Annotated in this window: 9 protein-coding genes and 1 tRNA gene; 6 read left to right on the top strand and 4 right to left on the bottom strand. The window is 64.8% G+C overall.

Annotated features, from left to right (window positions below):
* Positions 1-6: 6 nt before the first annotated feature.
* Positions 7-387, bottom strand: a complete 381-nt coding sequence (locus tag O4H53_RS15310) for a GFA family protein (RefSeq protein WP_269365109.1) — start codon at positions 385-387, stop codon at positions 7-9.
* Positions 384-1,127 (bottom strand): rhomboid family intramembrane serine protease, encoded by a 744-nt coding sequence (locus O4H53_RS15305; protein WP_269365106.1) that lies wholly within the window; start codon positions 1,125-1,127, stop codon positions 384-386. Before O4H53_RS15305 ends, O4H53_RS15310 begins: the two co-directional genes overlap by 4 nt.
* 71 nt (positions 1,128-1,198) lie before the next feature.
* Here O4H53_RS15305 and O4H53_RS15300 point away from each other — a divergent pair, with 71 nt between their 5' ends.
* Entirely contained in the window at positions 1,199-1,843 is a 645-nt protein-coding gene (locus O4H53_RS15300) for a hypothetical protein (RefSeq protein WP_269365105.1), read from the top strand.
* Positions 1,844-1,847: 4 nt separating this feature from the next.
* Here the strand turns inward: O4H53_RS15300 and putA are convergent, their stop codons facing one another.
* Positions 1,848-5,270 carry a bifunctional proline dehydrogenase/L-glutamate gamma-semialdehyde dehydrogenase PutA gene (gene putA / locus O4H53_RS15295; RefSeq protein ID WP_269365104.1) on the bottom strand — a complete coding sequence of 1,141 codons (3,423 nt, stop codon included), beginning with the start codon at positions 5,268-5,270 and terminating at the stop codon, positions 1,848-1,850.
* Between the two features lie 108 nt (positions 5,271-5,378).
* Between putA and O4H53_RS15290 the strand changes: the two genes are divergently transcribed.
* From O4H53_RS15290 to O4H53_RS15270, 5 genes are all read left to right on the top strand, one after another.
* A complete protein-coding gene (locus tag O4H53_RS15290) occupies positions 5,379-5,855 on the top strand; it encodes an Lrp/AsnC ligand binding domain-containing protein (protein WP_114272747.1) in 477 nt (158 codons plus the stop codon).
* Between the two features lie 30 nt (positions 5,856-5,885).
* Positions 5,886-6,440: a tetratricopeptide repeat protein gene (locus tag O4H53_RS15285; protein ID WP_269365101.1), complete on the top strand. Its 555-nt coding sequence runs from the start codon at positions 5,886-5,888 to the stop codon at positions 6,438-6,440.
* A gap of 40 nt (positions 6,441-6,480) precedes the next feature.
* Positions 6,481-6,567 (top strand) — tRNA-Leu (locus O4H53_RS15280).
* Between the two features lie 456 nt (positions 6,568-7,023).
* Positions 7,024-8,793: an autotransporter assembly complex protein TamA gene (locus O4H53_RS15275; RefSeq protein WP_443069610.1), complete on the top strand. Its 1,770-nt coding sequence runs from the start codon at positions 7,024-7,026 to the stop codon at positions 8,791-8,793.
* Positions 8,793-12,773 (top strand): translocation/assembly module TamB domain-containing protein, encoded by a 3,981-nt coding sequence (locus O4H53_RS15270; protein ID WP_269365098.1) that lies wholly within the window; start codon positions 8,793-8,795, stop codon positions 12,771-12,773. Before O4H53_RS15275 ends, O4H53_RS15270 begins: the two co-directional genes overlap by 1 nt.
* Here the strand turns inward: O4H53_RS15270 and O4H53_RS15265 are convergent.
* Positions 12,767-13,285, bottom strand: a complete 519-nt coding sequence (locus O4H53_RS15265; protein WP_269365097.1) for a flavin reductase family protein — start codon at positions 13,283-13,285, stop codon at positions 12,767-12,769. The two genes, O4H53_RS15270 and O4H53_RS15265, sit on opposite strands and share 7 nt — an antisense overlap.
* Positions 13,286-13,402: the final 117 nt, after the last annotated feature.

The following is a 13,402-nucleotide window of genomic DNA, read 5'->3' as shown; positions in this document are numbered from 1 at the left end:
CGGCCTTCAGCGGCGGTCTGAAGGGTGGTTCACGCCATCTGTCCATTTGACAGGCTCGTGTTCCCAGGTCTTGACCCCTTTGATGCAGCCCAGGTTCACGCCGCATTGCGCAGGATCGGACCGCCGCTGGTGGTACATGTAGATGCCGCAGGTCTTGCAGAAATAATGCTTCGCGGTCCCGGTGTTCCATGTGTAGAGCGTCAGGTTTTCCGCGCCCTTCGTCACCTTGACCGATGCGGTTGTGGCGGTCACCGCCGCCGCCTGTCTGCGCGCGCAGAAAGAGCAGGTGCAGCGCCCGGTATCTGCCAGCCCGCCGGGCAGATGCGCCTCAAGCTCGACGGCGCCGCAATGGCAGGACGCGGTGATATCCATCGGATCCGCGCTCATTGCCGCTTGACCCTGGGAATGCGGCTGCGAACGGTCGGATAGGTCGCAGCAGGATGCGGCGGGTGGCCCTCGGTCCGGGACCAGAAGCTGAAACCGCCCCGGCGCAGCCACAGCGGCAGGGTCAGTGCGAGCCCGACAATGAACCCGCCCGCATGCGCCCAATAGGCCACGCCGCCGGTTTCGGGCGTCGCCCCCATGCCGCCGATGAATTGCATCGCGAACCACAGGATCAGGATGATCCAGGCAGGAATCGGAAAGATGCGGAAAAACACGATAAAGATGATCAGGATGTCGATCTTGGCCTTGGGGAACAGCAGCAGATAGCCGCCCATCACACCCGCGATGGCACCGGATGCGCCCACCATCGGCACCCATGAGCCGGGTTCAAACAGCACCTGCGCCAGGCCTGCGGCGGTGCCGCAGGCGAGATAGAACAGCAGATAGGGGATATGGCCCATCTCGTCTTCGACATTGTCGCCATAGATCCACAGAAACAGCATGTTCCCGGCCAGATGCATCCAGCCTGCGTGCAGGAACATCGAGGTGAACAGCCCGCTCAGACCGCCGCCATCCGTAACCTGCGCCGGGATCAGCGCATAGTTTGAGAAAAACAGGTTGATCTCGCGCGGGTCCGACAGGATCGGCACATAACTCAGGAAGATCCCGATGTTCAGGATCATCAGCGCGTAGGTCACATAGGGCGTGCGCCCGGAAGGGTTATGATCACGTATCGGAAACATGGCCGCACAATTTGCCATTGCACAGGCCGGGTCAAGTGGTGTTGCCTGCCGCAAAACGAAAGACCGCCGCGATGAAGATCACCTGCCTGCATACCGCCGATGTCCATATCGCGACTTTCGACGCCCTGTTCGCAAAGGCGGGGTTTCAGGGCGTTGTCCGTCATGTGGTGAGGGCTGACCTGCTGGCGCGGGCGCGCGAGGAGGGGGCCGAGGCCGCGCGCGCCGATCTGCGGCAGGCCGTCGCGGCACTTGGTGATGCTGGTTCGGTCTTGTGCACCTGTTCGACCCTGGGGCCGCTCGTTGACGATATGGCGCAGGCCGATCCACGTCTGTTGCGCATCGACCGGCCACTGATGGAGAACGCGGCACGGCTTGGCGGCAGGGTATTGGTGGTGCTTTGCCTTGAAAGCACCCGCAGGGCGACCTGCGACTTGCTGGAGCGCGCCGCGTCAGAGCTGGACCGGAAGGTGCAGCCAGAGCTCTTGCTCTGCGCCGAAGTCTGGCCGCTGTTCGAGGCAGGGCAGACAGCGGCATTCTCCCGCGCAATCGCGGCGCGTATCCGGCAGGCGCTGTCGGAGACCCCCGACATCAGCGCGGTGGTCCTTGCCCAGGCCTCCATGATGGGGGCTGCGGATGATCTGGTGGACGTGACTGTGCCGGTGTTGTCCTCACCGCAACTGGCGGTGGACCGGGCAATAGAAATCGCCCGGTCCTGATTGATCAGGTCGCCGCACCCAGAAGCTGCGCATTACCGCCCGATGCGGTGGTGTCCACACAGACGTGACGCTCGGCGCGCACGCGGGCGGGGTCGGGCAGGCCGGGGATCATCGGCGTGATCGGCCCCTTGCGCTTTGACAAGGCCTGTTCGATGGCGCGGCCGGTTTCCGCGTCACCCCACCACAGAACACCGCCATAGCCGGGACCGTCCGTCAGCGCCGCCGGGTCGATCCGGCCGCTGGCCTGCACGGCAACGCCGCCCAGGGCCTCCACCGCGCGGGCCTGTGCCGCCGCCGCCGCCGCGCCCGGCCCCATGCAGAGCAGCGCAGGCCGGGGCAGGGTGGAGAGGCGGTTGGATTCGCCCGTTGGCCCCGGCATCGACAGGGTCTCGATCGGTTTATAGGCGCCATGTGGCGGCAGGGCGGGCAGCTTGTCCTGCGCCTTGTCCCAGGTGCCGTCACGCTGTTGCACATCCGGCGCGCTGAAGCGCGGCAGGTAGTTCGGCCCGCCCGCCTTTGGCCCGGTGCCCGACAGCCCCTCGCCCCCAAAGGGCTGGCTGCCCACAATCGCCCCGATCTGGTTGCGGTTGACATAGATGTTGCCCGCCTCGATCCGCTCCGACACATGCTGCACCCGGTCGTCGATGCGGGTGTGCAGGCCGAAGGTCAGCCCATAGCCGGTGGCGTTGATCGCGTCGATCACCTTGTCCAGATCACCGCTCCTGAAAGTCGCCAGATGCAGCACCGGGCCGAAGATTTCGCGCTCCAGATCGGCAATGCCCTTCACGCTGATGATGGTGGGCGCGATATAGGTGCCGCCCTGAGGCGCGGTCAGCTCGGCAATCACCCGCCCCTCGGCACGGGCGGCGGCGATGTGATCCGCGATCCCCTTGCGCGCGGCTTCGTCGATGACCGGGCCGACATCGGTGGACAGCTGCCAGGGATCACCCATGTTCAGCGCCTGCATCGCGCCGATCAGCATCCTGGTGAATTCCTCGGCAATGTCCTCCTGCACATAAAGACACCGCAGCGCGGAACAGCGCTGGCCCGCCGATTGGAAAGCGCTTTCGACAATCGCCTGCACCGCCTGTTCAGGCAACGCGGTGCTGTCCACGATCATTGCGTTCAGCCCGCCGGTTTCCGCGATCAGCGGGGTGCCGGGGGCGCAGTGTTCGGCCATATTGGCGCGGATGCGCATCGCCGTGGCGGTGGAGCCGGTGAAGGCCACACCGTTCACGCGCGCATCACCGGTCAGGGCCGCGCCCACGTCGCCGCCACCGGGCAGCAGTTGCAGCGCTGTTTCCGGCACCCCGGCGCGGTGCAGCAACTGCACGATCAGATGCGCAACCAGCGGTGTCTGCTCCGCCGGTTTCGCCAGCACGCCGTTGCCCGCCGCCAGTGCCGCAGCGATCTGCCCGGTGAAGATCGCCATGGGAAAGTTCCAGGGCGAAATACAGGTGAAGATGCCTGCGGGCGGTTCGTTCATCGCCTGTCCGGCGTAGTAGTAGAGGAAATCGACTCCCTCGCGCAGTTCCGCCACACAATCCGGCAGGCCCTTGCCCGCCTCGCGGGCCAGCAGGGCAAAGATCTCGCCATAGTTTTCCTCGATCAGGTCGGCGGCTTTCATCAGCACCTGGCGGCGTTCCTCCAGCGGGGCGTCCCAGGGGGCGGCGTTATCCAGCGCCGTCGCCACATCGGCCTTCGACGCATGGCGCACCGTGCCGGGGGAGGCATCGGGCAGGGCCGGGTTGGTCACCGCCATCGGCTTTTCCGGCGCTGCCTTGCCCGCGATCAGGGGGGCCGCTTCCCAGTGGTGCGACAGGAAGGGCGCGCGCGCCTCCTCCACCTCGGTCAGGGTCTGGGCGTGTGACAGATCGAAGCCCCGCGCGTTCCGGCGATGGGGCAGGAACACCTCCGGCCCCTTGGGGATCGCGACATTGGTGCGGCCCAGCTGTGCAAAGGGGTCGGCGGCCACGACCTCGGGCGGCACATCCTCGTCCACGATCTGGTTCACGAAGCTGGAGTTGGCGCCGTTCTCCAGCAGCCGCCGCACGAGATAGGCCAGCAGATCGCGGTGCGCGCCCACGGGCGCATAGATGCGGCAGCGGGTCTTGTGCTTGTCCATCACCAGCGTATGCAGCGTCTCGCCCATGCCGTGCAGGCGCTGGAACTCGAAGGTTTCCTTGTCCTTGGCCATGTGCAGCACCGCAGCGACGGTATGCGCGTTGTGGGTGGCGAACTGGGGATAGATCCGGTCGGTCATGCCCAGCAGCTTGCGCGCATTGGCGATATAGCTGACATCGGTCGCGGCCTTCTGGGTGAAGACCGGAAAGCCGTCTACCCCGTCCACCTGGGCGCGCTTGATCTCGGTGTCCCAATAGGCGCCCTTGACCAGACGCACCATGATCCTGCGGTCATATTTCTGCGCCATCTCGTAAAGCGCGTCGATCACCGTGCCCGCACGGGGGCCAAAGGCCTGTACCACGATCCCGAACCCGTCCCAGCCTGCCAGCGCAGGCTCCGACATGACGCGCTCGATCACTTCCAGCGACAGGGCCAGCCGGTCGGCTTCCTCCGCATCAACGTTCAGTCCCATGCCGGCGGATTTCGCCAGCAGCGCCAGCGCCCGCAGGCGCGGCACCAGCTCGTTCATCACCGCCTCTTCCTGCGCCACCTCATAGCGCGGATGCAGCGCCGACAGTTTGACCGAAATGCCGGGGTTCTTGCGGATGTCCTCATCGGTGCAGGCGGTTGCGATGGCCGAAATCGCGCGGGAATAGCTCAGATGATAGCGTTTCGCGTCGCGCTCGGTGCGCGCGGCCTCGCCCAGCATGTCATAGGAATAGGTGAACCCCTTCTTCTCCATCCCCGCCGCGCGTTTCATCGCGGCTTCGATGTTCTCACCCAGCACGAACTGGCGGCCCATTTCCTTCATCGCGCGGGAAACGGCGGTGCGGATCACCGGTTCGCCCAGGCGTTTGATCGCGGCGCGCAGGTGGCGCACCGGGCCGGGCTGATCATCGTCCAGCACGCGGCCCGTCAGCATCAGCGCCCAGGTGGAGGCATTGACCAGCGAAGAGGTGGAATGGCCCATGTGGCGGCCCCAGTTGCTGGGCGCGATCTTGTCCTCGATCAGCGCGTCGATGGTATCCGCATCCGGCACCCGCAGCAGTGCCTCGGCCAGACACATCAGGGCGACACCTTCGTCGGTGGACAGGCCATATTCGGCCAGAAAGACCTCCATCAGGCCGGGCGCGGTGGTGTTGCGGATGTCGCGGACCAGATCTGCGGCATCGGCGCTGATGGCGGCGCGCGCCTCGTCGCTGAGCTTGGCGCTGTCGATCAGCCCGTCCAGAACGGCCTGGGGGTCGGCATACATGCCTGCGTCGATGCGGTGGCGCAGTGAGGGGGCATTCTGAACGGTCATGGGTTCCTCCATCAGATCATCCGCCAAGTATATCGTATCCTTGCAGGGCCTTTTGACTTATAATCGGGTTTCCACGATGCGAATTGCGGCAATTGAGGGGGACGCGAAGTGAAAAGTGACACATTCGAACTGGATCGCTTTGACAGATCGATTCTCTCGGTCCTGGCCGAGGACGGCCGCATCAGCATCACCGATCTTGCCAAGCGCATCGGCCTGTCCAAATCACCCACCCAGGCCCGCCTGCGCCGGCTGGAGGAAACCGGGGTGATCATCGGCTATCGCGCCCTGCTCGACCCGATCCGTCTGGGCCTTGATCACGTCGCCTTTGTCGAGGTGCGGCTCAACGACACCCGGGAGGCCGCCCTGCGCGCCTTCAATGCGGCGGTGGCCAAGGTGCCCGAGATCGAGCAGGCCCATATGATCGCAAGCCATTTCGACTACCTGCTCAAGGTGCGGACGCCTGACATGTCCGCCTATCGCAAGTTCCTTGGCGAGACGATATCAAGCCTGCCGCATGTGTCAAACACCTCGACCTATGTGGCGATGGAGGCGGTGAAAGAGACGATGCTGGCGGATGGTGCTTGACGGAAGGCCAATCTGAACCATTCTTAAGCCATGCGCATGTTGATCCTTGCACTGGCACTGTCGCCCGCGATGGCCATCGCGGAGTGTCCCGCGCCGCCCGACGTGCGGTCCGAGATGCTGAACCTCATCGCCAGATCCCAGGCCGCCAAGACCTATACTGACGGGCGCCGGGCCTCGGCCGCAATGTGGGAAGTCTGGTTGCGCGCCCCCGACGCGGCGGCGCAGGAGGTGCTGGACGCCGGTCTGCGGCGGCGCGATTCCTATGATTTTGCCGGGGCGCTGGCGGAGTTCGACAGGCTGGCGGACTATTGCCCCGCATATGCCGAAGGTTTCAACCAGCGCGCCTATATCCATTTCCTGCAGGAAGACTACGAAGCGGCACTTGTCGATCTGGATATTGCGCTGGGGCTGCAGCCCCTGCACATCGCCGCGCAATCGGGCCGGGCCCTGACCCTGATGAACCTGGGCCGCATCGACGAGGCCCGCGCGCAATTGCTCGAAGCGGTGGAGAACAACCCCTGGCTGTCGGAGGCCGCATTGCTGGCCGAAGGCGCACCGCTTGGCCCCAAAGGCCGCGACATCTGACCATTTACACCCCGGGATCAGCGGCTATGGTGCGGCGCATGCGGGCGTGATGGAATGGTAGACATACCAGACTTAAAATCTGTTGGGGCGTAGCCCCGTGTGGGTTCGAGTCCCACCGCCCGCACCAACTTTTGTTATGTTACCGCGCGGAGCGCTACTTGAGCACGGGTTTGGTTCGAGATTTGTCCTCTCACCTGCACCAGCCCTGCCGTTCACAGAGGATGACAGCCCGCCGACCTGTTCCTGAGGCGGGGTCATGATGAACGGTCAGCGCCACGAGGGGCGGGGCCGGGGCAGAGTGATCCGGTTTCGATGTGCCGGCACCCGGTCCGCCGATGCGCGGGAACCCGCCCATTTATTCCGCGATTGTCGTGAATGCCCGGGGAACACCAGATAATGCGGTTCACAGGCCTTCAAACACCAGAGTCGGATTGCAGGCAGGGCGGAAATATCGCTTAATCGGTCTAAGTGTCCGAAAAGGACAGACCGTGGCAACCACGGTGTTTCGGTGTGAGTAGGGGGCGTTGGCGTGGCGCAATTCAAGGCATTGCTTACGAAGAATCGCGGCAAGGCTGCCGGGCTTTTGGCGTTGTTTCTTGCGGCGACGGCACAGTTTGGCGCGGCGGCAAACCTCAAGATCACCGGTATTCCGGAACGCAGCGATCTTTACAAGACTTTGGCCGGCGGGTCCCTGCTGGTCGAGCAGACGGCGGAAGGCGCCAATCCCAGCTCGCAGGAGGTGGTTGCGGCGGCGCAGGCCGATTACCAAAGGCTGCTGGCGGTTCTCTATGACAACGGCTACTTCGGTCCGGTGATCAAGATCACGCTGGACGGGGTGGACGCGGTGAACATCCCGCCGGTGAACCCGCCGCGGCAGATCAGCCAGGCGGTGATCGCAATTGATCCGGGCCCCCGGTTCCGTTTCGGACAGACCCGTATCGCGCCGATTGCTCCCGGCACCGAATTGCCCGAAGGATTCGCCAGCGGCCAGACCGCCAGCCTGGGGGTGTTGAAAAACACGGTTTCTGCCGGGATCGAGGGCTGGCGCGACCAGGGTCACGCCAAGGCCGAACTGGCCAGCCAGGACCTGACCGCGCGGCACGCAGAGCGCACCATTGATGCCGATCTGCGCCTGGCCCCCGGTCCGCGCCTGCGGTTCGGCCCCCTGATCGTTAAGGGCAATCAGGATGTGCGCACCCAGCGCATCATCGACATCGCGGGCCTGCCGGAGGGCAAGGTCTTCTCGCCCCAGGACCTGCGGCTGGCCCGCGAAAGGCTGCGGCGTACCGGTGCCTTCAATGCCGTGGCCCTGCAGGAGGGCGAGGTGATCGGGCCCGGCGACACGCTGCCCGTCACCGCATTGATCACCGAGGCACCGAAGCGGCGTTTCGGTTTCGGGGCGGAGCTTTCCTCGCTCGAAGGGCTGACGGTTTCGACCTACTGGATGCACCGTAACCTGCTGGGCGGCGCGGAACGGCTGCGGCTTGAGGCCGAAGCGGGCGGGATCGGCGGCAACTCCGGCGGTGAGGATTATCGCCTGTCCGCCCGTTTCGACCGCCCGGCAACCTTCAACGAAGACACGAATTTCTACGCGCTGACCAAGCTGGAACAGCTCGACGAGGTGAACTTCTTTTCCCGGCAGCTGGATGTTGAGGCGGGCTTCACCCGCATCGCCAATGAAAACCGGACCTACCGGCTGGGGCTGGGTCTGCGCCGGGCCGAGACACGCGACGCCTTTGGCACCAACCGCTACAGCTTGCTGACCCTGCCGCTGGGCATCGAATTCGACTACCGCGACAAGGAACTTGACGCGAAAGAGGGTTATTACATCAACGCCTCGGCGACGCCATTCCTGGCGCTCAGCGGGGCGGACGACGGGCTGCGCACCTATGTCGATGCGCGCTATTACAAGACTTTCGGGCAGACCCGCCCGGTCACCTTTGCCCTGCGCGGGCAGCTTGGGTCTGTTTACGGGCCGGACCTGTCCGAGGCACCCGCCGATTACCTGTTCTATTCCGGCGGTGGCGGAACGGTCAGGGGGCAACCCTATCAGTCGCTGGGCGTCGATCTGGGCGGCGGGCAGACGGTTGGCGGGCGCTCCTTTGTCGGCTTTTCCGCCGAGGCGCGGATCAAGGTGACCGATGCCATCGGGATCGTCGGTTTCGCCGATGCGGGCTATATCGGGGCCGAGGAATTCTATGACGGGTCGGGCCGATGGCAATCCGGTGCGGGCTTCGGGCTGCGCTATGATACCGGCATCGGGCCGATCAGGCTTGACCTTGCCGTGCCGACCTCCGGGCCGGAGACGGGTGAGAACTTTCAGGTCTATATCGGCATAGGGCAGGCATTCTGATGCGGGGTCTGGTTGCATTTCTCGTGGCGGTCACATTGTGGATCGCAAGTCTTGGTGCCGCCATGGCACAAGAGGACGACAAGGGTTTTCTGACCCGCGCCATCCAGGACGCGCTCAGCGGGGCGGGACGCACGGTCAGCATTGACGGGTTTCAGGGTGCGCTCAGCTCCACCGCCCGCTTTGACCGCATGACCATTGCCGACAGCGAAGGTGTCTGGCTGACGCTGGAAGACGTGACATTGGACTGGACCCGTTCCGCCCTGTTGCGCGGACGGCTGGAGGTTCAGAGCCTGACAGCGGCGCGGCTGGACCTGCCCCGCCTGCCGCTTCCCGAGGAAGGCGTCGATCTGCCGGAGGCCGAAGCCCAGCCTTTCAATCTGCCGGAACTGCCGGTTTCCATCAATATCGCCGATTTCGGGGTGGATCAGATCAACCTCGGTGCCCCGCTACTGGGCGAGGCCGCGCAGCTGAGCCTGCGGGCCACGGCGCAATATACCGACGATCTGCTGAACCTCGACATCTCGGCCAGCCGCACGGATGCCAAACAGGGTGAATTCGCGATCAAGGCCAACCTTGAACGGTCCGACAACATCCTCGATCTCTTGGTGAAACTGAGCGAGGGCGAGGAGGGGATTGTCGCGAAACTGTTGAACCTGCCCGATCAGCCCGCCGTCGAGATGACGGTTGAGGGCAGCGGGCCGCTCACCGATTTCGCAAGCGATCTCAATATCTCGACCGACGGGCAGGAACGGCTGGCGGGGAAAATCACCCTGGGCACCGAAGCCTCGCGCGGGGGTTTCGACACGCCTGACCGGCGCATCCAGGCTGACATCGGTGGTGACGTCACCGCGCTGCTGGCGCCACGCTTTCGCGAATTCTTTGGCGAGGAGGTGCAGCTGAAGATCGACGCGCTGGTCGAAGGCAGCGGCGCGGTCGAGGTCAGCGATTTCACCCTCAAGGCGCAGGCCGCCGATCTGGCGGGCCGGGTCACGCTGAACAGGGACAAATGGCCCTCATTCATCGACATCACCGGCACGATTGCCAACCCTGACGGCACGACCATCCTGCTGCCCCTGGGCGGCGAGGGCACAATTGTGAAACGCGTTGGCCTTCGGGTGAATTATGACGCGGACAATGGCGAGGCGCTGAATGCGGATTTCGACATCGACGCGCTGGAAATGGCGGGGCTTGCCATTGAACGCACCCAGCTGGGCCTTGATGGCACCTTGCAGGGCAACGTCGGCTCGGTCGGGCAGTTCCTGGGTGATGTGAGCTTTACGGCCGACGGGCTGGAACTGACCGACGCCGCCAGTGCCGAGGCGATCGGCAGGCGCATCACCGGCAAGGCCAACATCAACTACATCGAGGGCCAGCCGACGCGGATCAGCGATCTGGATCTGACCGGAACGGATTACGGGCTGACCGGCCAGATCATCATCGCGGGTCTTGAGAACAATTTCCGCACCCGGCTCGACATGACGTTGAGCGCTGCCGACCTCAGCCGGTTCTCGGCCCTTGCCGGGCGCAAGCTGGATGGCCAGACCGATCTGGGCCTGAAGGGCACGGTGACACCGCTGGGCGGCCTGTTCGACCTGAAGGCAACCGGCAGCACACAGGATCTTGCGCTGGGCATCCCGCAGGCCGACGCGGTGCTGAAGGGCCGGACAGAGCTGAGCATGCAGGCCAGCCGGGATGAGACCGGCACCTTCCTGCGCTATCTGGTGCTGAAGAATGATGCCCTGAGCCTGACCGGCGCGGCGGAACTGCGCAGCGATGACAGCCGCGTGCAGGCGGATTTCCGGCTGGAGGATATCGGCCTTGTCCTGCCGCAATATGACGGGCCGGTCACGGTCAGCGCGACGGCCAGGCAGGACAGGCGCGGCTGGGTTGTCGATGCCGCCACCGATGGCCCCTATGGTGCCGCCCTGACAGCCAGGGGACTGGCGACAGGCCCCGATGCAAGGATCGAATTCACCGCCGATGTGCCTGATGCAAAGCCATTTGCCGAGCAGGTCGAAGGCCCGGTCAAGGCCACCGGCAGCCTGCGCCAGACGCCCGACGGCTGGCGTATCCGCACCGATGCGACGGGGCCCTATGATCTGACCGCGGCGGTCGACGGGCTGGTCAGCCCGGCCATCGACATCCGTTTCGATCTGTCGGTGCCTGACCTGCGACCCCTGGCGCCGCAGGTGAGAGGGCCGCTGAAGGCAACCGGCACGCTGCGCCAGACCGATGCAGGCTTTGTGGTGGATACCGAAGCGACGGGCCCCTATGGCGCCAAGGCTCTGGTGGCGGGGCTGGCGACCGGCCCTGACATGTCATTGAATTTCAACCTCTCGGTTCCCAATGTGAACCCGTTGCTGCCCGGGGTGAACGGCCCGCTTTCGGCCAATGGCAAGCTCTACCAGACCCCGGAGGGCCTTGCGGTCGACACCCAGGCGAGCGGACCCTATTCGGCGCGCGCCACGGTCACCGGCGTTGTCACCGGGGCCAACGCTGCGGTGGATTACACGCTGGCGATGCCCAATCTCGCAGCCATCGTGCCGCAGTTGAACGGCCCGCTTGACGTTGACGGCTCTGCCCGCAGGCAGGGCGGCGCATGGCAGATCAGTACCGCGGCGCAGGGTCCGGGTGGCACGCAGGCGCGTGTTTCCGGGCAGGTGGCCGAGAACGGCACCCTGAACCTGGACATCGCGGGCACCGCGCCGCTGGGGCTCAGCAAGCCCTTTATCGAACCGCGCAGCCTGCAGGGGCAGGCACGGTTTGATCTGACGGTGAATGGCCCGCCGGCGCTGTCTTCTGTCTCTGGCCGGATCACGACAACGGGCGCGACCCTGAGCGCGCCAAACCTGCGCATCGCGCTTGATGCGATGAATGCGGATATCCAGCTTGGCAACAACCGCGCCAATATCGACGTGACCGCCAATGCGGTTGGCGGCGGGCGTCTGCGGGTGGGCGGCGGTGTGACCCTGACGGGATCCCTGCCTGCGGATATTCAGATCGCATTGGAAAACGTCGTTCTGACCGATCCCAAGCTTTATCGCACCAGCGTCGGGGGCAATCTGCGGGTCGCAGGCCCGCTGGCGGGCGGTGCGCAGATCAGCGGGCAGATCAACGTGGGCGAGACCAATGTGAACGTCCCCTCGACCGGGCTGACCACCATCGGGGATATTCCCCAGATCACCCATATCGGCGCAGATCAGGCCGTGATCGCCACGCGCCGCAAGGCGGGGCTGACCGGGGCGCAGTCCGGTGCCGACCCGTCGGCAAAAAGCAGCGGGGGCGGCTTTGGGCTGAACCTGCAGGTGAATGCGCCGAACCGCATTTTCGTGCGGGGCAGGGGGCTGGACGCCGAACTGAGCGGTGGGCTGACCCTGACCGGGACCACAAATAACATCATCTCTGCGGGCCGCTTCGAACTGCTCCGCGGCAGGCTGGACATTCTCGGCAAACGCTTTGACCTGGTGGAGGGGTCGGTGCAGTTCCAGGGCGATCTGATCCCCTATCTGCGGTTCGTGTCCTCGACCAAGACAAACGCAGGCGAAGTGCGGGTGATCGTACAGGGACCGGCGGATGAGCCGGAGGTGATTTTCGAATCCACCCCGGCGGCACCGCAGGACGAAGTGCTGGCGCAGCTCCTGTTCGGCAAGAACATCGACGACATCTCGGCCTTCCAGGCGCTGCAACTGGCCTCTGCCGTGGCGACACTTGCAGGTCGCGGCGGTGCCGGCGTGGTCTCGCGTCTGCGCGATGGCTTTGGCCTGGACGATCTGGATGTGACCACAACCGACAGCGGTGCGACAGCGGTGCGCGCGGGCAAGTATATCTCGGATAACGTCTATTCCGACGTGACCGCCGCCTCTGACGGCACCGCGGATATCTCGCTGAACATCGACATCACGCCGAACCTCAAGGGCAAGGCGACACTGGGCTCGGACGGCGACAGCGGTATCGGGTTGTTCTTTGAAAAGGATTACTGAGGGTCCTGCGGCACGAAGGTCCCGAAACGTCCCTGATCGAACAGCAGGCCCGCGCCATGGCCCCGGCGCTGCGCGGCATGGGTGATCAGGCCGAGGATGATGGAATGATCCCCTGCCGGGTGCACCGCATGGGTTTCGCAGTGAAAGGTGGCCAGCACGCCCGCAAGGGTTGGCGTGCCATGGGGGCCTTCCTGCCAGTCGAAACCTGAAAAATCATGACCCTGGCCCGCGAAGTGCCGGGCCAGAGGGCCCTGATCCTCAGCCAGGATGTGGATGCAGAAATGCGGCGCCTTTGCAAAGATGTCATGCCGCTTGGAGCGCAGCGCCGCGGACCACAGTATCATCGGCGGATCCAGCGATACCGATGAAAAGGAATTTGCGGTCATGCCCAGCGGCCCGGATTCCGTCTGGGTGGTGATCACCGTGACACCGGTGCCAAAACGGCCAAAGGCGGCGCGCAGCGCGGCACCGTCCTGCGCCCGGGGCGCAAAGGAAATCAAATCATTGTTCATCGGCGCCACGGGTGCCACGGCCCTGCCGATTTGTCCAGCGACGCCCATCAGGCCCGCGCCGGGGGATTGAGTGCTGCGGTGTGCTTCATGCCTTCGCATTAGATTTCCATCGCGCCC

The organism is Sulfitobacter sp. G21635-S1, assembly GCF_027213915.1.
In the GTDB taxonomy this organism is placed as follows: Bacteria; Pseudomonadota; Alphaproteobacteria; order Rhodobacterales; family Rhodobacteraceae; genus Sulfitobacter.
The sequence above is the reverse complement of the archived record's forward strand: the minus strand, read 5'-3'. Positions and strand labels throughout refer to the sequence as shown.